The 21832-nt window shown below is 67.3% G+C and carries 25 protein-coding genes and 1 riboswitch; of the genes, 7 read left to right on the top strand and 18 right to left on the bottom strand.

The annotated features are described in order from the left end of the window. Positions 1-33: 33 nt before the first annotated feature. The 15 genes from PO768_RS19100 to PO768_RS19030 form a co-directional block, all read right to left on the bottom strand. The gene (locus PO768_RS19100) at positions 34-1002 is read right to left on the bottom strand and encodes a flagellar motor protein MotB (protein ID WP_272647313.1); all 969 of its coding nucleotides are present in this window, start codon (positions 1000-1002) and stop codon (positions 34-36) included. Continuing rightward, positions 992-1921 (bottom strand): flagellar motor stator protein MotA, encoded by a 930-nt coding sequence (gene motA / locus PO768_RS19095; protein ID WP_272647312.1) that lies wholly within the window; start codon positions 1919-1921, stop codon positions 992-994. The genes PO768_RS19100 and motA overlap by 11 nt, the downstream gene beginning before the upstream one ends. Before the next feature lie 21 nt (positions 1922-1942). Continuing rightward, positions 1943-2668, bottom strand: coding sequence for a FliA/WhiG family RNA polymerase sigma factor (locus PO768_RS19090; protein ID WP_137943417.1), 726 nt, complete (start codon positions 2666-2668; stop codon positions 1943-1945). 17 nt (positions 2669-2685) lie between these two features. After that, complete coding sequence (locus tag PO768_RS19085; protein WP_137943418.1) at positions 2686-3159, bottom strand: flagellar basal body-associated FliL family protein; 474 nt, start codon at positions 3157-3159, stop codon at positions 2686-2688. 16 nt (positions 3160-3175) lie between these two features. Then, the gene (locus PO768_RS19080) at positions 3176-4300 is read right to left on the bottom strand and encodes a flagellar hook-length control protein FliK (protein ID WP_272647311.1); all 1125 of its coding nucleotides are present in this window, start codon (positions 4298-4300) and stop codon (positions 3176-3178) included. Continuing rightward, on the bottom strand, positions 4297-4617 hold the full coding sequence (locus PO768_RS19075; RefSeq protein ID WP_137943419.1) for a hypothetical protein: 321 nt from the start codon (positions 4615-4617) through the stop codon (positions 4297-4299). The genes PO768_RS19080 and PO768_RS19075 overlap by 4 nt, the downstream gene beginning before the upstream one ends. A 4-nt stretch (positions 4618-4621) precedes the next feature. Next, the gene (gene fliS / locus PO768_RS19070; RefSeq protein WP_137943420.1) at positions 4622-5011 is read right to left on the bottom strand and encodes a flagellar export chaperone FliS; all 390 of its coding nucleotides are present in this window, start codon (positions 5009-5011) and stop codon (positions 4622-4624) included. A 3-nt stretch (positions 5012-5014) separates the two neighbouring features. Beyond that, positions 5015-6394, bottom strand: coding sequence for a flagellar filament capping protein FliD (fliD, locus tag PO768_RS19065; RefSeq protein ID WP_272647310.1), 1380 nt, complete (start codon positions 6392-6394; stop codon positions 5015-5017). A gap of 84 nt (positions 6395-6478) precedes the next feature. Then, positions 6479-6913, bottom strand: coding sequence for a flagellar FliJ family protein (locus PO768_RS19060; RefSeq protein WP_137943422.1), 435 nt, complete (start codon positions 6911-6913; stop codon positions 6479-6481). Beyond that, a complete protein-coding gene (locus PO768_RS19055; protein ID WP_272647309.1) occupies positions 6910-7062 on the bottom strand; it encodes a hypothetical protein in 153 nt (50 codons plus the stop codon). The genes PO768_RS19060 and PO768_RS19055 overlap by 4 nt, the downstream gene beginning before the upstream one ends. Then, positions 7062-8330: a flagellar protein export ATPase FliI gene (fliI, locus tag PO768_RS19050; protein ID WP_272647308.1), complete on the bottom strand. Its 1269-nt coding sequence runs from the start codon at positions 8328-8330 to the stop codon at positions 7062-7064. The genes PO768_RS19055 and fliI overlap by 1 nt, the downstream gene beginning before the upstream one ends. Next, complete coding sequence (gene fliH / locus PO768_RS19045) at positions 8327-9013, bottom strand: flagellar assembly protein FliH (protein WP_272647307.1); 687 nt, start codon at positions 9011-9013, stop codon at positions 8327-8329. Before fliH ends, fliI begins: the two co-directional genes overlap by 4 nt. Further along, complete coding sequence (locus PO768_RS19040) at positions 9010-10029, bottom strand: FliG C-terminal domain-containing protein (protein WP_262972882.1); 1020 nt, start codon at positions 10027-10029, stop codon at positions 9010-9012. Before PO768_RS19040 ends, fliH begins: the two co-directional genes overlap by 4 nt. Further along, the gene (gene fliF / locus PO768_RS19035; protein ID WP_272647306.1) at positions 10022-11719 is read right to left on the bottom strand and encodes a flagellar basal-body MS-ring/collar protein FliF; all 1698 of its coding nucleotides are present in this window, start codon (positions 11717-11719) and stop codon (positions 10022-10024) included. Before fliF ends, PO768_RS19040 begins: the two co-directional genes overlap by 8 nt. A 49-nt stretch (positions 11720-11768) precedes the next feature. After that, positions 11769-12098, bottom strand: a complete 330-nt coding sequence (locus PO768_RS19030; protein WP_137943427.1) for a flagellar hook-basal body complex protein FliE — start codon at positions 12096-12098, stop codon at positions 11769-11771. Positions 12099-12714: 616 nt separating this feature from the next. Beyond that, positions 12715-12815: riboswitch (cyclic di-GMP riboswitch) on the bottom strand. A 433-nt stretch (positions 12816-13248) separates the two neighbouring features. Between PO768_RS19030 and PO768_RS19025 the strand changes: the two genes are divergently transcribed. The 7 genes from PO768_RS19025 to PO768_RS18995 are packed head-to-tail and all read left to right on the top strand — an operon-like array spanning position 13249 to position 19472. Further along, positions 13249-14085, top strand: coding sequence for a FliM/FliN family flagellar motor C-terminal domain-containing protein (locus PO768_RS19025; protein WP_272647305.1), 837 nt, complete (start codon positions 13249-13251; stop codon positions 14083-14085). Continuing rightward, positions 14082-14444 (top strand): flagellar motor switch protein FliN, encoded by a 363-nt coding sequence (gene fliN / locus PO768_RS19020; RefSeq protein ID WP_272647304.1) that lies wholly within the window; start codon positions 14082-14084, stop codon positions 14442-14444. Before PO768_RS19025 ends, fliN begins: the two co-directional genes overlap by 4 nt. Then, positions 14441-15196, top strand: coding sequence for a flagellar type III secretion system pore protein FliP (fliP, locus tag PO768_RS19015; RefSeq protein WP_272647303.1), 756 nt, complete (start codon positions 14441-14443; stop codon positions 15194-15196). The genes fliN and fliP overlap by 4 nt, the downstream gene beginning before the upstream one ends. Continuing rightward, complete coding sequence (gene fliQ, locus PO768_RS19010; RefSeq protein ID WP_272647319.1) at positions 15193-15465, top strand: flagellar biosynthesis protein FliQ; 273 nt, start codon at positions 15193-15195, stop codon at positions 15463-15465. Before fliP ends, fliQ begins: the two co-directional genes overlap by 4 nt. A gap of 8 nt (positions 15466-15473) precedes the next feature. Further along, entirely contained in the window at positions 15474-16262 is a 789-nt protein-coding gene (fliR, locus tag PO768_RS19005; RefSeq protein WP_272647302.1) for a flagellar biosynthetic protein FliR, read from the top strand. Beyond that, complete coding sequence (flhB, locus tag PO768_RS19000; protein ID WP_272647301.1) at positions 16255-17388, top strand: flagellar type III secretion system protein FlhB; 1134 nt, start codon at positions 16255-16257, stop codon at positions 17386-17388. Before fliR ends, flhB begins: the two co-directional genes overlap by 8 nt. Beyond that, on the top strand, positions 17385-19472 hold the full coding sequence (locus PO768_RS18995; protein ID WP_272647300.1) for a flagellar biosynthesis protein FlhA: 2088 nt from the start codon (positions 17385-17387) through the stop codon (positions 19470-19472). The genes flhB and PO768_RS18995 overlap by 4 nt, the downstream gene beginning before the upstream one ends. Here the strand turns inward: PO768_RS18995 and PO768_RS18990 are convergent. The 3 genes from PO768_RS18990 to PO768_RS18980 form a co-directional block, all read right to left on the bottom strand. After that, positions 19464-20456 (bottom strand): hypothetical protein, encoded by a 993-nt coding sequence (locus PO768_RS18990; RefSeq protein WP_272647299.1) that lies wholly within the window; start codon positions 20454-20456, stop codon positions 19464-19466. The genes PO768_RS18995 and PO768_RS18990 overlap by 9 nt on opposite strands. Before the next feature lie 102 nt (positions 20457-20558). Beyond that, positions 20559-21437, bottom strand: a complete 879-nt coding sequence (locus PO768_RS18985) for a flagellin N-terminal helical domain-containing protein (RefSeq protein ID WP_272647298.1) — start codon at positions 21435-21437, stop codon at positions 20559-20561. Between the two features lie 190 nt (positions 21438-21627). Beyond that, a partial coding sequence (locus PO768_RS18980; protein ID WP_272647297.1) for a PDZ domain-containing protein occupies positions 21628-21832 on the bottom strand: 205 nt, incomplete at its 5' end.

Here is a 21832-nt window from a genome sequence, read left to right as displayed (position 1 = left end):
ATCACCTCTTGCTTTGGTACGCATGGCCGGCCCTCAGTTCGCCGGCTGGCTTTGCAGGACCCGGCGCAGCTCGCGCATGGCCTCGGGGGTTTCGGCGCTCAGGCCGTCGGCGACGGGCAGACTCTGGCGCGGCGCGCCGAACATCGAGGCCATCAGCTGCGACTGACGGTGCGTCAGCACCATCAGCTCGATGCGGCGGTTGATGGCCGCGTTCGGATCGCGCTCGTCCAGCGGCGCGGCGTCGGCCATGCCGCTGACCTGCATCACGCTGCGCTCGGCCATGCCGCCTTCGAGCAGATGAAAGCGCGCCGCCATCGCGCGGTGGCTGGACAGCGCGGTGTTGGAGAAGGCACCGATGCTGCGGCCGCGGTATTGCGAGGCGTCGGTATGGCCGACGATCAGCAGCGGGTTGTCGACCTTGGCGAACACCGCACCGAGCTTGCGCAGCAGTGCGCGAAAGCGCTGGTTGGGCACCGAGCTGCCGCGGTCGAACATGCCCTCGGCATCGGTGTCGTGCAACATCAGGCGCAGGCCTTGCGGCGTGATCGCGGTCTGCAGATTGCCTTGCAGGCCCTCCTCGGCGCTGGCACGCTCGATCAGGCGCACCAGGTCGCGGAATTCGGCCGGGCTCTCGTAGTGCTTGACGGCCTCCGGGTCGTCGAGATTCTCGCTGCGGCCACGCATCAGCTCCTGCTCGCGCGCCGGCACCGGGTGGCGCTCGATCAGGCTGCCCTTCATGCCAGCGGCGATGGCATTGCTGGTGCCACTGCCCTCGCCCAGCATCTTGCTGCCATTGCTTTGCAGCACCTGCTGCATCGCCTCGGTCTCGCGCGAGGCCAGCAGCCACAGCACCAGGAACAGGCACAGCAGGGCCAGGCAGAAGTCGGCGAAGGCGACCTTCCAGGCGCCACCGTGGGCCTCGTCGTCATGCTTGCGCGCCGAGCGCTTGACGATGGTCTGGTGGTGGTCGGCCTTGGCACCGACCTTGCTACTAGGCTGCACGGCGCTCTCCAGGCATGCGGTCGGTGGCGCGGCGGCGCGGTGTCGCCTCGGCATCGCCGGCGTCCTGCATCTTGTCGATCCAGCCCTCCAGCACCGCGAAGCTGGGCTTGATGTTCAGCTGCACCAGGCGGCGACCGGCGTCAATTGCCAGCAGCGGCGGCTTGCCCGAGACATGGGTGACCAGCACGACCTTGACCGATTCCATCGCCGCCATCTCTTCGTGGACCTGCTGCTTCATCATATTGCTCAGCGGGTCCAGCACCGCGTAGCAGAAGAAGATGCCGATGAAGGTGCCGACCATGGCCGCAGCCACCATCAGCGCGATCTGGCCGGTGTCGGCACCCTCGGCCACCGAGCTCATCGCCATCACGATGCCCAGCACGGCGGCCAGGATGCCGAAGCCCGGCATCGCCTCGCCGATCTTGTGCAGCGACTTGGAGGGCTGGGCCAGCTCGTCATGGATGGCCTCGAGCTCCTGCTCCAGCACGCCCTCGAGCTCGTGCGCATTGATCTTGCCCATGGCCATCAGGCGGAAGTTGTCGACGATGAAGTGCAGCAGCTTGGGCTCGTCCAGGATCAGCGGATAGCGCTTGAACAGCGCGCTCTCATGCGGCGCCTCGACGTGGGCGTCCAGCGCCTTCAGGCCGCCGGCCGCCGTCTGCAGCAGCTCATACATCAGCAGCAGCAGCTGGCGCTGGAATTCCTCGCCGGCCTTGCGCGGCAGCATCACCTTCTTGAGCTGCAGCACCATCTCAGACAGCACATGCTTGGGATTGCCCAGCACGATGGCGCCCAGGCCGGCGCCCAGGATGATCAGCAGCTCGACCGGCTGCCAGATCACCTTGAAGCTGCCGCCGTGCAGCATGAAGCCGCCGAAGACACAGCCCAGCACGATGACGATTCCAATGAACGGCTGCATGGTTGTTGCTACTTTCTTGAGTCAGGCTTGCTGCAGGAAGGTTTTCATCTTCCGCAGCGCGCCCTTGTTGATCTGCGAGACGCGCGCCTCGGTGAGGTCCAGCACCGCGGCGATTTCCTTCAGGCTGGCGTCGAATTCGTAATAAAGCTGGATGACCTTCTGCTCGCGCTCGTCCAGGCTGGTCAGCGCCTGCTCGATGCTGCGGCTGATCATCAGCTGGGCCTCGGGCGTGCGGCTCTCGCTGGGCAGATTGCTGAGCTCCTGGACCAGCTCGTCAAAGCTGGCCAGCTCCTCGGCCACCTCGGCCTGCTGGTAGGCCGACCAGGCCTGCGGCGTCAGCTTCAGATGCCCGAGGATCTCGGCCTCGCTGGGCTCGTGGCCGAGCTTGCGGGTCAGCGCGCGCAGCGCGTCGCGCAGCTTGTGGCTGTCCTGGCGCACCGAGCGCGGCCGCCAGTCCTGGCGCCGCAGCTCGTCGAGGATGGCGCCGCGCACGCGCAGCGCGGCAAACGCGCCGAAGGCCTCATCGGGCTCGCCATAGCGGCGCAGCGCTTCGAGCAGGCCCATCAGGCCGATCTGCTCCATGTCCTCGCGGTCCATCACCGCGCTGGCCTGCGCATTGAGCTGGCGCGCGATGCGCTTGACCAAGGGGGCATACGCGCGCAGCTGGCGCTGCTCGAAGTCGGGCCCCAGGCCGGCATGCGCGGCATGGGCGGCCTGATTCAGCTCGGCGTAGGCGGTGGCTTGCATGGCGCGGTCGGCTGGGCTTACTCGATGATCAGCTTGCCGATCAGGGCTTCGGCAAACGGCGGCTCGCGCTGCTCGGCCGCATAGTTGGCCTGGTAGGCCTTGTTCAGCTCATCGGCGAACTGCGCCACCGTCATGCCTTGTGCCGTCTCCACCGTGTACTCGGACAGCGCCTTGACCGCGATCGTGCGCAGCAGCGGCAGATGCTCCTTGGCGCGCTTCTCCTGCTCGGGCAGCGCCTTGAACACGACGTCGATGGCCATGTAGTGCGAGACCGTCTCGCCGGCACGGCCGCGCAGCATGATCAGCACCTTGTCCAGAGTCACGTATTTGTAGTCGGGCGCCGGTTTGGCCGGTGCTTCGGCGACGGCCTTGCCGGACTTGTCGGGGCTCGGCGCCTTGTTGGCCATGCTCCACCAGACGGCGGCGCCGGCGCCGGCCGCAGCCAGCAGGCCCACCAGGGCCACGATCAGAATCAGTTTGAAATTTTTCATGGGCTTGTCCGTCGGTTCAGGCCGGGGTGTCGGCGGCGGTCAGCGAGCTCGCGAAGGCGCGGGCGGCGGCCTCGTCCTCATGCAGAGCGCGGCCCGGGCGGCGTTGCTGATCGCGTTGGTCCTGGGCCTGCTGCTGGGAGGGCTGCTGCTGCGCATCGCGGCCGGCCTGGCGTGCGTCGTCACCGCCGCGTGCGGTCTGCGTCACCTGCACCGTCACCTCGCCGCTGTGGCGCTGCACCAGGTCCTGGCGCAGGCTGTCGCTGACCTGATGCAGCTGGCGCGCCACCTCGCCGTGGCTGGCGCTCATGCGCACCTGCAGCTCGCCGGCCTGCTGGCGGATCGCGATCTCGACCTGGCCCAGCATCGGCGGGTCCAGCTTGATCACGGCCTGCTCGCTGCGGGCGGCGATCTGCAGCTGCAGCCGGTCGCCCAAGGCCTGCAGCAGCGGCTGCTGCCATTGGGTGGGTTCGCCCTTCAGCACCAGCGCAGGCGCGGGGCCGGCCTCGCCGGTCGGCAGCACCGCCGCAGCGACGACCGCCACCGGCCTGACGCCGTCGATGCCGCTCGGCGCCGACAGTGTGAGCGCCGCTTCGAAGCTGGCCGACGGCGCACTGTCCGCCGTGCTGACGGACTTGGCACCGATGGCGGCGGTTGGGAGTGCGGTCAGCAGTTTTGACTCGGCCGCTGCGGCGGACGGCTTGTCGGGCACGGCGGCGGCGGTCGGAGCGACAGGCAGCGACGGCATGCCGGCTGCCGGCATGGCCGCAGCCTGCGCCGCTACCGGAGGCTGCCACAGACCCAACGCCGCCAGCACATGGCTGGACTGGGCCTCCAGAACCGGCTCGGCCGCGCTCTGATCGGTTTCAGTTTCTTGCCCTGCTTCGGCCGTCGGTTCGCCGGCCGCTGCCAGCACGGCGCTGTCTGCGGCGGGTGGGGTCGCAGGCTCTACCGTGGTCGGCAGCGCTGCCGGCTGCTGCTGTGGCAGCGCAACGTCCTGTTGCAGCGCCAGCGTGTTGGCGAAACCGGGCTGGCCCAGGTTCTGACCGAGCGGCTGGGCCGCATTGAGCAGCACGCCACCGTTGAGGCCAGGCAGCAGTGCGGTGCTGGCGCCGGTGCTGAGCAAAAGAGTGTTGCTGTTCATGCGCGGGCCTCCTCGTCCTGGGCGCTGTCGGACCAGTTGCTGCTCTCGGCATAGGCCTGCCAGCGGCCTTGGCCGGCACGCATCTGCTCCAGGGTCTGGGACAGGTTCTGCAGCTCGGCCGCGCAGTGCAGGCGGGCGTCCTGGTGCTGGCGCTGCAGGGCCTGCAGCGCGCCGCGTTCGGCCGCGCTCCAGCTGGACACATCGGCCCAGTCGCGCAGCGCCAGGGCCAGCTCGCGATCCAGGCGGGCCAGGGCCTGCCAGTCGCGTGCGCCGCTGGCCTGCTTCAGGCCGCGACCCAGGCGTTCGATCAGGGGCATGCGCTCAGCCATGGCTGTTCGCCTGCACGCCTTGCCAGCCGCTGCGGATATTCGCCAGCAGGCCGCTCACCTCGTCGACGATGGCGACATTGAGTTCGACGCCGGCGCGGTACAGGCGCTCGGCGCAGTAGTCATAGAGACGGGCGAGGTTGTGCACCACCTCGCTGCCGGCGTCCACGTCCAGCGCGCTGGACAGGCCGTTGATGATGTTGACGCACTTTTCCAGGCTGCTGGCCTTGAGCTCGTAGCGGCGGGCCTCGATATGGCCGCGGGCGCGGGCCAGCTCATCGATCAGGCCGTCCATCAGGACCAGCACCAGCTGCACCGGCGAAGCCTGGGCGGTCTGGGCCTTGAGATTGACGGCTTGGTAGCTTTGGTAGGCGTCGTAAGTCATCGTTTATGAGTTCGGTAAGCTCAGCGAGCTGAACAGGCTGGTGGTATCGGCCATCTGCGCCTGCACCTGCTGCAAGGCGGTGAACTGCTTCAGATAGCGTTGGTAGGACTGCTCGTACTGGTTGTCGAGCCGGGTCTGGCGTTCGCCGATGGCCTTCTGCTGCGACTGCACCGAGCTCTTGCGCTGCGCGATCTGGCCCGAGACGCTGTTGGTCCACTGGTCGACCGCGACGCTGAAAGCCCCCAGCACGCCGCTGCCCGAGCTCAGCGAGGACTTGCCGAACACCTGGTCCAGCGCATCGGGCTTGGTCGCCAGCGTCTTGTTGAGCTTGCTGCTGTCCAGGCTCAGCTGACCGTTGCGGTCGGCACTGATGCCCAGGTCGCGCAGGGCCAGGCCGCCGAAGTCCTGGCGCAGGATGTTGTTCAAGCGGCTGCGCAGCGAGCGCACGCCGGCATCGGTGGCGAAAGCGGCCGAGGCGGCGCCGTCCTTGCCGGCGGCGGTCAGCTCGCTGAGGCTTTTCTCCAGCGCGTTGTAGGCATCGACGAAGCTCTTCACCTTGGCCGTGGTCGCGCTCTCGTCCTTGGCCACGGTCAGCACATCGGGTGCGCCGCTGCTCAAGGCCTTCAGCGTGACGCTGACGCCGGGAATGGACGTCAGCTCATTGCTGCCCTGCTTGATCTGGATGCCCGAGCCCTGGGCTCCCATCCAGACCACCGCATCCTGGGCCGCCGTCAGCTGCAGCTTCTTGGCCGGGTCTTCCAGCGCGCTGCGCAGCGCGCCGGCCGGGATGCCGCTGGTGTCCAGGCTGATCGCGCCGCCCTCGCCGCTGACGCCCGAACTCAGGCTCAGCTGCGACTGGCCGCCGGCCGTGATCACCTGGGCCGTCACCGAGCCGGCATTGCCGCTGGCCTGGTTGATCGCGCGCGCCAGTTCGACCTGGGACAGGCTGCCATCGTTGTCGGCATCGGCATTGGCCAGATTGACGACGAAATTGCTGCCATTGGCCAGATTGACCGACATATTCAGCGGCCCTGCGGGCCAGGCCGACACATCCTGGGCGGGCACGTCCTTGAAGGCGATCTGATGCGAGCTGGCCAGCTTCTCGACGAAGATCTGGTAGCTGCCCGGCAGTGCCGTGGAATCGGCCTTGGCCGTGCCGGTGGCGGTGTTGGCAAAGCCGGCGCTGAGCTGGGCCAGGCCGTTCTTGCCGGTGGTCAGGGCCTTCATCGCCGTGTCGAAGCCCTGCAGCGAGCTTTGCAGCTTGCTCAGCGCGGTCGACGTGGCCTGGCTGGTCTTGTTCTGCGCCGTCAGCAGGCTCTGGGTCTGCTGGGTGTAGGCGGTCGCCAGCTGGGTGGCCAGGGTGGACGGGTCGAAATTAGCCATGACGTGCTCCTGCAAGGTGTTGGGTAGGACTACCTTGCTTCAGGGCGACTCCTTCGCCCTGGCACTTAAATTGCTGAGGGTTTGTCATGCCAGCCCCCGCTGCCAGACCTGGCTGGCCAGATCGTCCTGGAACTTCTGCTGCTGGCGCTCCTCGGCCTGCTGGGCCCGCGAGACGACGCGGCCCAGCAGCTGGCCATAGGCCTCCTGCTTGCGCGCCACGGCCAGCATGGCCTGGCGTTGCACCGCGATATCGGCCTCGTGCAGGGCCAGATCCTGGCGCTGCTGTTCGGCCCATTGCAGCACCGCCTGCTTGTAGGCCGCGCTGTTGGCCGCGAGGCTGGGCACGGCCGTGCCGGTCGGGCCGATCTGCTGGCTCAGCTGCTCCAGCCGCGTCACCATCGCCGCCTGGCGGTCGCGCAGCTGCTGCTTGGCGGCCAGTTTCGCCTGGTGCTGCTCCAGCTCGCGCTCGCGCAGCTCGATCAGGCGGCTCAGGCTGTTTTGCATCGGTGCCTTGCTCATGCCAGCAACTCCTCGAGCTGCTGCAGGGTCTCGGCCAGCGGCGCCGCCTCGTTGACACCCTGGTGCAGAAAGGCCTCGATGCGCGGGAACAGCGTCACCGCCCGGTCGGTCAGCGGGTCGGCGCCGGGCACATAGGCGCCCAGCGGCATCAGCTCGCNTCGTTGACACCCTGGTGCAGAAAGGCCTCGATGCGCGGGAACAGCGTCACCGCCCGGTCGGTCAGCGGGTCGGCGCCGGGCACATAGGCGCCCAGCGGCATCAGCTCGCGCACCTGCTCGTAGCGGGCGGCCAGCTGCTTGAGCAGGCGGGCGGCCTGCTGGTGCGGCTTGGCGGCCACCAGGGCCATGCAGCGGCTGATCGATTGCGAGATGTCGATGGCCGGGTAGTGGCCGCGCTCGGCCAGCGCGCGCGACAGCACGATATGGCCGTCGAGAATCGCGCGGGCCGTGTCGACCACCGGGTCCTGCTGGTCGTCGCCCTCGGCCAGCACCGTGTAGATCGCGCTCATGCTGCCGCGGTCGTGCTCGCCGTTGCCGGCGCTCTCGACCAGCTCGGGCAGCAGGCTGAAGACCGAGGGCGGATAGCCGCGCGTGGCCGGCGGTTCGCCCAGCGCCAGCGCCACCTCGCGGCGGGCCATCGCATAGCGGGTCAGCGAGTCCACCAGCAGCAGCACATGCTGACCCTGGTCGCGGTAATGGGCGGCAATCGTGTGGCACAGCTCGGTGGCGCGCAGCCGCATCAGCGGCGACTCGTCGGCCGGCGCCACGACGACCACGGCGCGCGCCAGGCCGGCCGGGCCCAGCGACATGTCGATGAACTCGCGCACCTCGCGGCCGCGCTCGCCGATCAGGCCCACCACCACCACATCGGCGACGGTCTGGCGCGTGATCAGGCCCAGCAGCACACTCTTGCCGACGCCCGAGCCGGCCATCAGACCGACCCGCTGGCCACGGCCCAGGGTCAGCATGCTGTTGATCGCGCGCACGCCGACATCCAGCGGCTCATGCACCGGCGTCTTCTTCAGCGGATTGACCTTGGGCGGCTGGGCCGGCAGCGGGTGCTCGCCGCCGAGCCGGCCGAGGCCGTCGATAGGCTCGCCCAGGCCGTTGACGATGCGACCCAGCCACGAGGGGCCGATCATCAGGCTGCGGCTCTCGGGCGCCGGCAGCACGCGGGCGCCGGTGGTGAGGCCGTCAGGCTTCTTGAAGGGCATCAGATAGGAGACCTGGTCACGAAAACCCACCACCTGGGCCGCGATCCATTCGCCATCGGCGCCCTCGATCATGCAGCGCTGGCCGGTGCGCAGCGCGCAGCCCGAGCTCTCGAGCAGCAGGCCCGAGGCGCCGACCAGGCGGCCGGTGGGCGTGGCCACCGGCACGGTGCCCAGCTCGACGCGACGCAGTGCGGCGGCGATCATGCGCGCTGCTCCTGTGATTCGTCATGCGGCTGTTCGATCATCTGCGCCTTGACCTGCTCCATGCAGGCGGCCAGGCGCTGGCGGCAGCCGGCATCGGCCTCGCAGCCGCCGGCATGCAGACGGCATTCGCCGCTTTCCAGCTTGGGATCGGGCAGCAGGCTCCAGGCCTGGGCGCGCTCGGGGGCCAGCTCGCTGATGCGGCGCAGGTCTTCGGGGTTCAGGAACACCTCGACCCCGTCGCGGGCGATCGGCATGCTGGCCAGGGTCTCGTCGACCAGGGCCAGCAGCTGCGAGGGCTGCAAGGTCAGCTCGGCGCGGATGACCTGGCGGGCCACCTTCTCGACCAGCTCGACCACTTCCTTGCGGGCCGCCGCCTGCAGCTCGATCTGCAGCGCCTTCAGCTCGCCGAACAAGGCATCGACCGGCTGGGCCAGATGCTCGAAGCGCTCCTGCACCTCGCGCCGCCCCTGGGCCAGACCCTGCTCGCGGCCCTGGGCCTGGGCCTCGTCGCTGCCGGCCTGCAAACCGCTGGCATAGCCTTCTTCATAGCCCTTGGACAGGCCCTCCTGGAAGCCCTCGGCCAGCGCGGCCTGCAGCTGCGCCGGCGAGCTCTGCTCGACCTCGCGCCGCGCATGCAGCTGGGCCAGCGGCGGAAAGCGGTGCGGACGCAGGACCGGCTTCATTCGACGGTGGCCTCGGCAAACAGCTGGACCTGGATCTCGCCGGCGTCGACCAGGGCCTTGACCTGGGCCATCACCTCGTTGCGGGCGGCTTCGGCACGCGAGCGCGGCACCGGGCCGCTGCGGCGTATCAGGTCCTCGAAGCTCTGGGCTTGGCGGCGCGGCATCGCGGCCAGGATGGCGTCGCGCACGGCCGGCTCGGCCCCCTTCAGCGCCACGGCCCACAGCTCCAGCGGCACTTCCTCGATCACGCGGGTCAGCACCGTCTCGCTCTGGCGCGACAGGATGAAGAAGTCATACATGCTGACCTCGATCTCGTTGACCACCTCGGGGTCATGGGCGCGCAAGAGCTCGACCATCTGCTGGCGTTCACTCGGCAGGCGGTTCAGGATCTCGGCCGCCTGCTTGACGCCCTCGACGCTGGCGCCCTGCTGGCCCAGGCCCATCAGGCAGCGCTCGACCAGCTCTTCGAGCTCGCCCAGCAGCTCGGCATCGACCTCGGACAGGCGCGCCACATTCAGCAGCACCAGATCGCGGCCCTGCTCGGGCAGCGCCGCGATCACATCGCTGGCCTGGGTCGAGGGCAGGAAAGCCAGGAACACGGCCTGCATGCGCACATGCTCGCGGGCGATGTGGTCGGCCAGCCATTTCGGCGAGGCCCATTGCAGGCGCTGCATCTTGGGCCGGATCGCCTCGCCGTAGATGCTGTTGAGCACGCTGGTGGCGATATCACCGCCCAGCGCCAGGTCCAGCGAGCGCTTCAGATAGCTGCGCGAGGCGCCGTGCACACCGCTTTGCTCGCGGTAGTCATCGAAGAAATGCTGGATCGCGGTCTTGACCCAGTCGACCTTGATGCCGCTCATGCGTGACATCACCTGGGTGACGTCCAGCAGCTCTTCGCGTGACAGGCAGCGCAGCACGGCCGAGGCCGGCTCCTCGCCCATACTCAGCAAGACGATGGCGGCCTGCTCGACCGGGGTCAGGCCGGCGGCCGTGGTGGCGGGGATGAAATCAGTCATTGCGGACATTCTTCTTTTGCACCCATTGCTTCACCACCTCGGCAACGCGCTCCGGCTCCTTGGCCGCCAGCACCTTCAGGTGGTCCACCAACACATCCACCGGCGAGCCGGGGGGCGGCAATTCATAGTTCTCCAGCAGCGGCACGACCGACATCGGCTCGTTGGCGGCATCGGCGGCCGGGGCCGGCAGAGCGCCGCGCTCGGTCGTCTCGCCGCCGGCCAGTGCAGCGGGCTCCAGCGGGGTCAGCGCCGTCGTGCCGCCTGCTGCAGCGGTGGCCGGTGCCAGCCGGGCCTGAGCCAGGCGCAGCAGCGGGCGGGCCAGCAGCAAGTAGCCCAGCAGCGCGGCCAGTGCATAGGCCAGCCAGCCGCTGAAATCCAGAATCGTGTCGCGCTGCTGATACCAGGGCTCGGGCAGCGCCGGGGTCGGGAAGCTCATCGGCGAGACGGTCAGCTTGTCGCCACGCTCGGTGTTCACGCCCAGGCCGCTGACCAGCAGCTTCTCGACCTTGGCGATCTCATCGGGGGTCCAGGTCTTGCCCGCACCGTTCGCGCCGGCCGGGCCGGGCGCGGCCGCATTGTTCAGCAGCACCGCCACATTCAGGCGCGCCAGCCGGCCGCGGCTGCGCTTGATCTGGGTGATGTTGCGGTCGTAGGCGTACTGGCGGGTCGCGGCGTTCTTGCGCGCGCTGCCGGTATTGGCCTCCGGGGCCGAGGCGGACGGATCGGCCGCATTGACCGGGCGGTTGCTCAGCGAGCCCGGAATGCCCAGCGCGATGCGCTCGCGGTCCTGCTCCTCGCGCATCGCCTCATTGGTCAGCTTGGGCGCATCACCATACTGCTCGCGGGTTTCCTGGATGCGGTCGTTGTCGACCTCGGCAGTGACCGAGAGGCGGTAGTTGTCCTCGCCGAGCACCGGCGCCAGCAGATCGCGCACATTGCGGCGCACCTCGTCCTGGTAGCGCTTGGCCGCCTCGTTGCCCTGGTTGGCCTCGAAGCCTTCGCTCAGATCGACACGGGCCGACAGCAGATTGCCGGCCTGGTCGACCAGACTGACGCGCGCCGGGTCCAGGCTGGCGACGCTGCCCGACACCATATTGATGACGGCGGCGATCTGCTCGTTGCTGAGCGTGCGGCCGGGCCTGAGCGCCAGCACCACCGAGGCCGAGCTCTTCTGGCCGTCGCTGAGCACAAAGGAGGAGGACTTGACGATCGACAGGTGCACGCGCGCGCTGTCGACCCCGTCCAGTGTCAGCATGCTTTGCGCCAACTCGCCTTCGAGGCCGCGGCGGAAACGCACGTCCTGCACGAACTGGCTGACGCCCAGCGGGTCGTTGCGGTCCATCAGCTCCAGGCCGGCCGGCAGCTTGGCGACCACGCCCTTGGCGGCCAGCAGCATGCGCACCCGGCCCAGCGCGCTGTCGGGCACCAGCACCTGGCCGGTGTCGGGATGCAGGCGGTAGGCGATCTGCTCGGCATCCAGCACCGCCAGCATCTCGGCGGTGGCGACGCGCTCGCGCTGGCCGAACACCGGTTTGTACGAGGCCTGATCGCGCCACATCAGCATCAACGCCAAGGCGGTGCCGGCCACGGCCAGGGCCAGCACCGGCGCCATGCCCTTGGCCAGTCCGGCAGGCAAGGCGGGGCGTGAGTTCCAGGCCGGGCCCAGGCGGGCCATCAGGGGTTTGAGCATGGTGATGTGCGTGTTTGTTCTTGGCAGGTGGTTGCGGCGTTCAGCACGCTCAGAGCTGCAGCTTGATCAGCTCGTCGACCGCGCCGACCACCTTGTTGCGGACCTGCATCAGCATCGAGAAGGACAGGCTGGCGTTCTGGCTGGCCAGCATCGCGCCGACCAGGTCATCGCTCTCGCCGTTCTCGACCGCAGTCATGCGGGCCGCCGCATCCTGGTCCTTGCTGTCGACCTGGCGCAGCGCCAGTTCCATGCTGTGGGCAAAGCCCTGGCCGTCAGCCTCGCCCGGGCCCGAAGCCAGGCGCAGCGCGTCCTGCTCGATGCGGGCCAGTTCGGACTGCAGCGAACCCAGACTGCTGGCGGCGCTTGAAATGACAGACATCGATCAATCCTTGGGCAATGCAATAAGCGCGCGGCGCTTACCGACGTGTTCAGGCCTTGCCTTGAAAACCAAGGCAGCGAGATATTCTGGTATTACCGAGTGGCCGGATCAAACCGGCATGCCGCGCGCGGCGGCGCCTCAGTCAGGATTCAGATGAAACAATTTCGATACTCCCTGCGGTGGCATTCGCTCGGCACTTTCCGGTATTCATATCGGGCTGCCTGTTATGGAGCGAAAGCTTAGATTTATATCGACCGTGCGACCGGAAAATAAAGGGTCGACAGGCCGGCGTATTCATTGGATGCCAGCATCATCTGGTTATGGCTCGATAACCATCGATGGTTTGTGCGAATACTGGAGAAAATGCCGGAGCCAATGCGTGCACCACGGCCGAGCCGGCGCGGCGAAGCCATGCCTGGTGCTGCAGCTGGGGAGAAGAGGTGTGTCGCTTGCTCATGGTTGCATCGTCCCGTGAAGGTCTAGCAGGCAAGCCCTGGCGAACGCCATCGAGGTCACAACAGGCTGCGGTGGCAGCCCGGCAGGCATGAAGTCATGCCCTGCCCCATGCATAGCGCATGGAGCGGCCCACGCAGCGCGTGGAGCGAGCAGACTCAGGTCTGGCAACCCCGCTATCGTTTCCCTGGGTTGGAGAACCCGTGGGTGGTAGACCGGAGGCTTTGCGACCCCGGCTTTCGCTCGGGTGTGCCCTGATGAGACAAACTGTATCCCGGCAGGAGAGCTGCCCACAAGGGTTTTCTGCAGGCCGACGCAAAGCCGACGCAAAGCACGTGACAAAGTGCACGCCAGGCGCACGAAGCAGGCCGACTCAAGCCAGCAAGCGTGGCGCCAAAAATACCGATGTTGCGTCGCAGCACTAGTATGGTGCGAAGAGCGGACCTGTCATATGGACGTCATATTGAAAACGAGGCCTCCATTTCAGGCGACCGGGGCCGGCCGCTACTTAAATAGCGTGCCGCTGGCGTGAATACTTGGCGCGTGCTGCGCTCTTGACATACTTGTCAAAGCCCCGGCGGCAAGTGGTTTCAATAGAATCGCGCCAGTATTTGCACAGGCTCTGCCTCATAGTCATTCGTCAGCTCGAAAAGCTCGCCGCAAGCCCCTGTTGCCCACCCCAAACGAAGCCCCAGCGATGAATCCTCAACCACCGCGCGCCACGCCGCGCCCCAGCCCCCAGCCGCTGGACCCGCGCACGCTGGGCCGCCCCGTGCACCTGCTGCCGCGCTTTGCCGAGCAGCTGGGCGAGGCGCTGGGCGAGCTCTTCCTCGGCCACAACCGCCGCTACCGCGCCCAGTACGAGATCGGTGCGATCAGCATCAAGCCGGTGGGCCCCGAGGCGGTCGCCGGGCGCTGGATGGTGGGCGAGGCCGCGCATGGCCGCGTCGCCTGTCTGGCCGAGCGCGCCCTGGTGCTGAACCTGATGGCGCACCGCTACGGCAACGCCGGCGCCGGCAGCAGCGAGCCGCCGGCCGAAACCGCCACCGAAGAGCGCATGCTGAGCTGGCTGTGCCTGCAATCGCTGCAATGCGCGCTGCGGCTGATCGGCGAGCCCGCCGATGCCGCGGCAACGCCGGCCTTGCAGCCCAGCCTGCAGCCCCAGCTCAGCGCCGGCTCCTGGTTCATCCAGATCAGCGTGCGCGAGCTCGGCCAGGGCCTGCAGAGCCAGCTGCTGCTGGCGCTGGACCCGCTCTATATCGGCAAGCTGCTGAAGCGGCTCGGCCAGACCCAGCCGCAGCCTCCCAGGGCCGACACGCAGCAGCTCGCCAAGCAGCTCAAGCTCAAGCTCGAGGCCCGGCTGCTGGAGCAGACCCTGCCGCTGGGCGAGCTGCTGGACCTGCGCCCCGGCGACCTGATCCCGGTGCGGCTGAAGAGCACCGATGTGCTGGTCGACGGCGCCCTTCTCTTCACGGCCTCGGTGGCCGAACACCAGGGCAAGCTGTGCCTGACCTCTTTCGTTGACGCGGAATGACCATGAACGACAACCAAGCTATCGACGCCTTGCTGAACGACTTCCCCGAGCAAGACCTGGCCCTGCCCAACGAGGTGCCGGCCGAGCCGGCCCGGCCGGCACGGGATCTGCCCAAGCTGATGCGCAAGATTCCGGTGACGCTGACCCTGGAGGTCGGCGAGGCCAAGCTCTCCTTGCACGATCTGGCCCATCTGCAGGCCGACAGCGTGGTCGAGCTGAACACCCTGGCCGGCGAGCCGCTGACCATCAAGGTCAACGGTACGGCCATCGGCCGCGCCGAGGTGGTGGTGTCGGGCGAGAACTACGGGCTGAAGATCATCGAGATCGCCGGCCTGGATCTGGACCAGCTCGGCTCATGAAGCTGCTGCGCGGCCTGGCCGCCTCGGTCCTGGGCACGGGTCTGGCGCTGCTGCACCACCCCGCGCTGGCGCAGACGCTGAAGATCACCGGCGCCGTGCCTGGTGGGCCGGCCAACGAGTTCACCGTCAAGACCCAGGTCCTGATCATCATGACCCTGCTCGGGCTGCTGCCCGTGCTGGTGCTGATGATGACCTGCTTCACCCGCTTCATCATCGTGCTGTCGCTGCTGCGCCAGGCCCTGGGCCTGCAGCAGGGCTTGCCGAACCGCCTGATCACCGGCGTCGCGCTGATCCTGACCATCCTGGTGATGCGGCCGGTCGGCGAGCAGATCTGGGAGAAGGCGATGGTGCCTTATGACGCCGAGAAGATCTCCCTGATGCAGGCGCTGAAGATCGCCGAGGCGCCGCTGTCGCGCTTCATGCTGGCGCAGACCAACAAGAGCTCGCTGGCCCAGATCGCCAAGCTGGCCGGCGAAGAAGGCGTGGCCAAGCCCGAGGACCATGGCTTCACCGTCAAGCTGGCGGCCTTTGTGCTGTCCGAGCTGAAGACCGCATTCCAGATCGGCTGCATGCTCTTCATCCCCTTTCTGGTGATTGACCTGGTCGTGTCCTCGGTGCTGATGGCCATGGGCATGATGATGTTGAGCCCCTTGGTGATCTCGCTGCCGCTGAAGCTGCTGTTGTTCGTGCTGGTGGATGGCTGGACCTTGACGGTCAATACCCTGGTGACCAGCGTCAGGATGGTGAGCTGATGACACCAGAAGTCGCGACTGACCTGGTGGGCGAGAGCCTGCACATGGTGATGCTGCTCGTCAGCCTGCTGGTCGTGCCCGGCCTGCTGGTGGGCCTGCTGGTGGCCCTGTTCCAGGCCGCCACCCAGATCAACGAGCAGACCTTGAGCTTTCTGCCCAAGCTGCTGGTGACCCTGCTGGTGATCGGCCTGGCCGGGCGCTGGATGGTCGGGTATCTGATGGACTTCTGCGTCTCGATCTTCGAGCGCGCGGCCACGCTGGTCGGCTGACGGCAGCCATGGAGCTCGAGTTTGCCCAGCTCGTGACCCTGCTGAGCGCGCTGTGGTGGCCGTTCTGCCGGGTCATGGCCATGCTCAGCGCGGCGCCGATGATCGGCGAAGCGATGGTGCCGATCAGCGCGCGGGTGCTGCTGTCACTGGCGCTGGCCGTCGTGCTGATGCCGATCTCTGAGAGCACAGCCCTGACGATCAACCCCTGGTCGATGGCCGGCGTGCTGGCCGCCGCCGAGCAGGCGCTGCTGGGTTTTGTGCTGGGCCTGGCCTTCCATCTGGCGATGGCGGTGATCACCGTGCTGGGCTTCTTGCTGTCTTCGCAGCTGGGCCTGTCGATGGCGGTGATGAACGACCCGATGAACGGCTCCTCCTCCGATGTGATCACCGCACTGCTGAGCATGTTGTGCATGCTGGTGTTCTTCACCGTCGACGGCCATCTGCTCTTTGTCCAGGTGCTGGGCAGCAGCTTCAAGGTCTGGCCGGTCGGCGCCGGCATCGCCGGGCTCAATATGGATACGGTCGTCTACAACCTGGCCTGGGTGTTTTCCGCCGCGCTGCTGCTGGCGCTGCCGGTGATCTTCTCGACCCTGGTGGTGCAGATGGGCCTGGGCCTGCTGAACCGCGTCGCGCCCAGCCTGAACCTGTTCTCGCTCGGCTTCGCGGTGGTGACCCTGTTCGGCCTCTTCATGCTGACGCAGATCCTGGCGCATGTACCCGACCACTATCTGCGCATGACGCAGCAGGTGCTGGACATGATCGACCGCGGCCTGAAGTCGGGGGGCGGCCATGTCTGAGTCCAGCAGCGCCGACAAGAGCGAAAAGCCTTCAGAGCAGAAGCTGAAGAAGGCGCGCGAACAGGGTCAGGTCGCGCGCTCCAAGGATCTGCCGATGGCAGTGGGCATCCTGCTGAGCTTCAAGCTGCTGATGCTGTGCATGCCGATGTACCTGGCCGACTTCGACATGCTGTTCAAGCTGGCCTTTGCGCCGCTGGACCTGGACGGCGCGCAGGACAATGTCTGGTCGGCCGCCTTCGGCGCCTGCCTGCTGCTGCTGCTGAAGATGGTGGCTCCGCTGCTGCTGCTGCCGCTGACGCTGATGCTGGCCTCGCTGATGCCCGGCGGTCTGCTGTTCGCCACCTCCAACTGGGCGCCCAAGCTGAGCCGGCTCAGCCCGGTCAGCAATCTGGGCCGGCTGTTCAGCGCCAAGCACTACAGCGATCTGGGCATCTCAATCCTGAAGGTGATCTGCCTGCTCAGTGCCCTGGTCTATCTGAGCCGCAGCCTGGCCGGCGCCTATGTCGCGCTGCAGGGCCAGAGCCTGGATCAGGCCCTGATCCACGGCGCCGAGCTGAGCATGGACAGCCTGATGGTGATGGCCGCCCTGCTGGCGATCTTCGCGCTGCTGGATGCGCCGCTGCAGCTCTTCTTCTTTCTGAAGGGCCAGCGCATGAGCAAGCAGGACGTGAAGGAAGAACACAAGCAGAACGAAGGCCGGCCCGAGGTGCGCCAGCGCATCCGCCAGTTACAGCATCAGCTGGCACGGCGCGGCGTGCGCCAGACCGTGCCCGAGGCCGATGTCGTGATCGTCAACCCCGAACATTACGCGGTAGCGCTGCGCTACGACGACAAGCGCGCCGAGGCGCCCTTCCTGGTGGCCAAGGGCGTCGACGAGATGGCCTTCTACATCCGCGAGATCGCCAGGCAGCACCAGGTGCAGATCCTGACCCTGCCACCGCTGGCCCGTGCGATCTACAACAGCTCCCAGGTGCAGCAGCAGATTCCCGCCTCGCTGTACCAGGCCGTCGCCCAGGTGCTGAGCTATGTGATGCAGCTCAAGGCCTTCAGGTCGGGCGCGCGCAAGAGCGCGCCCCATTTGCCCGCCGATCTGGCGGTGCCCACTCATTTGTCTGACCCCTCATGAATCCCATGCAACGCCTAGGCGCCCTGATGCGCGAATACCGCGTCGCCGCGCCGCTGTTCCTGATGGCCATCCTGGCCATGGTGATACTGCCGCTGCCGCCGGTGCTGCTGGACGTGCTGTTCACGTTCAATATCGTGCTGGCCATCGTCGTGATACTGGTCAGCGTCAACAGCAAGCGCCCGCTGGACTTCGCGGTCTTCCCCAGCATCATCCTGGCGACCACGCTGATGCGGCTGTCGCTGAACGTGGCGTCGACCCGCGTCGTGCTGCTGAATGGCCATGAGGGCACTCATGCGGCCGGCCAGGTGATCGAGAGCTTCGGCAATGTCGTGATCGGCGGCAACTTCGTCGTCGGCATCGTCGTCTTCGTGATCCTGATGGTGGTGAACTTCATCGTCGTCACCAAGGGTGCGGAGCGCATCTCCGAGGTCTCGGCCCGCTTCACGCTGGACGCGCTGCCCGGCAAGCAGATGGCGATCGACGCCGACCTGAACGCCGGCCTGATCAACCAGGAGCAGGCGCAGAAGCGCCGCAAGGATGTCGGCTCGGAGGCCGACTTCTACGGCGCGATGGACGGCGCCAGCAAGTTTGTGCGTGGCGACGCGATCGCGTCCATCCTGATCCTGATCATCAATATGGTCGGCGGCGTCGCGATCGGCGCCTTCATGCACGATCTGAGCCTGGGGGATGCCTTCCGCACCTATGCGCTGCTGACCATCGGCGACGGCCTGGTCTCGCAGATCCCGGCGCTGCTGCTGTCAGCTGCAGCGGCCATCATCGTCACCCGCGTCAGCGACGCTGGCGATATGGAAAACCAGATCGGCGAGCAGCTGCTGGCCTCGCCGACCGTGCTTTACAGCGCGGCTGCGGTGATGGTGGCGCTGGCGGTGATCCCGGGCATGCCCACCTTCGCCTTCATGAGTTTTGCCGCCGCGCTGGCCTATGTGGGCTGGCGCATGGCCAAACGGGCCGGCGCGGCGATCAAGCCGGCCGCGCCCATCGAGGCGGCGCTGCTGACCGGCGCGCCGCCCGAGCTGGACTGGCGCGCGCTGCCGGTGGTCGAGCCGCTGTCGGTCAGCCTGGGCTACAAGCTGGTCGGCCTGATCAACCCCGAGAACGGCGCGCCGCTGCAGCAGCGCGTCAAAGGCATGCGCCAGAGCCTCAGCGAGACCCTGGGCCTGCTGCTGCCGCCGATCTCGGTGCGCGACGATCTGTCGCTCAAGCCCAGCCAGTACGCGGTGCTGCTGGGCGGCAGCGTGATCGCGCAGGCCGAGGTCCACCCCGACCGGCTGATGGCGATCGCCTCGGCCCAGGTCTACGGCGAACTCGACGGCGTGCCCGGCGCCGATCCGGCCTACGGCCTGCCGGTGACCTGGATCGAACCGCAGCACAAGGCCCACGCGCTGGGCCTCGGTTATCAGGTGGTCGACGTGCCCAGCACCATCGCCACCCATCTCTCGAAACTGGTGCGCGAGCAACTGCCCGAGCTGCTGCGCTTCGACGATGTCTCGGCCCTGCTGGAGCGCCTGACCGCGCTGAGCCCGAAACTGGCCGCCGCGCTGGACAAGACTTATGCCCACAGCCAGCTGCTGAAGATCCTGCGCCTGCTGCTGGCCGAGAGCGTGTCGATCAAGGACATCGTCAGCATCGCCAGCACCCTGGTCGAGAACGCCGAGGCCACCAAGGACCCGATCCTGCTGGCCGCCGAGGTGCGCTGCGCGCTGAAGCGCCAGATCGTGGCCCAGCTGTGCGGCCCGGTCGGTGCTATGCGCGTCTTCAATATCGGCGCCGAGCTCGAGAACCTGCTGCTGGGCGCGCTCAACCCGGCGCGCCAGGGCGGTGCCAAGGTGCAGCTCGACAGCTATCCGATCGACCCCCAGCTGCTGGGCCAGTTGCAGCAGCACATGCCGATGGCGCGCGATCAGATGAAGAGCCAGGGCGCCGCGCCGGTGCTGCTGGTGATGCCGCAGATCCGCCCGCTGCTGGCGCGCTATGCCAAGCTGTTCGCGCCGGGCCTGGCCGTGCTGTCCTACAACGAAGTGCCCGAGCAGCGCGAGATCGCGGTGATCGGCTCGCTAGGCTGATTGCAGCACATGCACGATCTCGGCGGCCGCGCGGAACAGCGTGGGGCTGCTGCTGTGGGCCAGCCCACGGGCCTGCTCGGCCAGGCGTGCCGGTTCGGCCGCCGGCGGCTTCAGGCTCAGCTGGCAATGGCGCAAGCGCAGTGGCACACCCGCTAGCGCATGGCCGATGCGCGGCAGCCGCTCGCGCAGGGCGCGCAAGGCTTCCGGCTTGTCGGCGGAGAACTGCAGCAGCAGACCATGGCGCCATTGCAGGATCATCTGCAACCAATAGCCCTCCAGGCTGAGTCCTACACACAGGCACAGCCCCGTCATCTCCGCAGCCAAGCCCCCCTTCCCGGCGTGGTCGTCTGCCACGTCCTCGTTGAATCCAGGCCAGAGGCGGCCCTGCGGAATGACCAGGCGCAGCAGCAAGGCCTGCGCATGCCAGCCCTGCAGATGAAAGGACAGCGGCTGCAACAGTGCTTGCAACTCGGCACGCATCGAGTCCATCGCTACATCCAGCCCGGTGTTCCCCGTGGCGCGCAGCACCTCACCCAGCACACGGGCGCGCCACTGCGCGGCTAGGCTGGCTGGCAGGGTCAGAGAGGGCTGCGCCTGCAGCTTCTGCAGCCAGGCCTGGTCTTCCCGCATCGCGGGGCTCTCGGTGGCCGTCGGCGGTGGCGCGGATTCGATGTTCGCGGTGATGGCTGCAGACGACTGCCGGGCCACCAGTTGCAACAGGAGCTGCTGCGCCAGTGCGGTCGGATTCGGCAGCACCCGCATCACGAGCGTGTCACCTGCATACCCCAGTCCGGCCGGCAGACGCAGGGTCAGCCCATTCGGCCCATCGGCCAGCCAGTCCCCATCCTGACGCGGATCCTGTCGCATCAGCAGCAGATGCAGCAGCTCGCCCGGGCGCGGCATCGCGCTACCGCCGGCCGAGCTGGGCATGGCGGCCGCCGCAGCGACGGCGCTGACAGGGCTGAGCGAAGGAATGGCGGACATCGGGGATGGCGGGCGGTGAAAACAGAAAAGCCAGACCTGGGGCCTGGCTTTTCCTGGTGCAAGAACCGAGCGGCCAGGGCCTCCGGTTCAAAGCCTGCTGAATTACTGCAGCAGCGACATGACCATGCCGGACATGCCGTTGCTCTGCTTCAGCATCGCCGACGAGGCTTGCATCAGCATCTGCTTGGTCGTCATGTTCGAGGTTTCCGTCGCGTAGTCGACGTCCATGATGCGGCCCTTGGCAGCCGAGGTGTTGGTACTCATGTTCTGCAGATTGTTGTAGACATGATCAAGGCGGTTCGAGGCCGCGCCCAGCGAAGCACGGAGCTCGCCAACCTTGTCAATGGCTCCGCCCAGCGTGGTCAGCATGGTGTTTGTCGCAGCCGACAGTTCGGTGCCTGCGGCCGGTGCTGCTGCATACTGCGTGCTGACATTACCCAGCGCCGTCGTCAGACCAGTCAACTGCGTCGAGACATTCACGGCCATGCTTTCGCCGGCACTAGCGCCAATCTGGAAGTTCATCGCAGCGCTCAGCTTGCCCAGCGTGCCGTCAACCGTCGTGCCGTTGGAGAACAGCTGCGTGCCGCCAAAGCTGGTGTTCTTGACGATGTTGGTCAGTTCGGTGCCAAGAGCGTCGTACTCACCCTGCATGGCGGTCTTGTCCGTAGCGGTCGACGAAGCAGAGAAGGCCTCGGTTGCCAGATCCTTCATGCGCAGCAGGATATTGCTGACTTCATTCAGCGCGCCTTCGGCGGTCTGCATCATCGAGATGCCGTTCTGCGTGTTGCGCTGGGCCACGGCCATGCCGCGGGTCTGGGCGTTCAGGCGGGTGGCGATCTGCAGGCCGGCAGCGTCGTCCATCGCGGAATTGATACGCAGGCCGGTGCCCAGACGGGTCATCGAGGTGGACAGGGCCTTCTGGGTGCTGCCCAGCGAACCTTGGGTCGACAGGGCGGCGGCATTGGTGTGCAGGCTCAACATGATGGGGTCACTCCGGTAAAAAGGGTTTGCGGTGTCTGCGTTGGCGGGCAACTTCTTATCTGCCCTCACCGGTACAAGGCGGCAGCCGTGCCGGCGGACTTAAATCGCTGAAGCAAAAAAAGCGAAACCCGCCGAAGCGGGCTTCGCTGCGCGACTTTGTTCACACAAAGCCGCCCATGGCTACCAGGAATCAGCCGATGCGCACCGGCACGAAGATCTTTTCCGAACCGCGCTGCACCAGCAGGGCCACCGATTTATCGGCCGCGGCCACCACCTCGCGCACCTGCTCGACCGAGCTGACCGGCGTGCCGTTGATTGCCAGCAGCACATCGCCGGGCCGCACGCCGGCGCGCGCCGCCGCGCCGCCAGCGTCCTGCACCACCAGGCCGCCCTCG

This window comes from Paucibacter sp. XJ19-41, assembly GCF_028462495.1.
Lineage (GTDB): Bacteria > Pseudomonadota > Gammaproteobacteria > Burkholderiales > Burkholderiaceae_C > Roseateles_E.
This window is presented reverse-complemented; position numbering and strand designations above follow the sequence as displayed.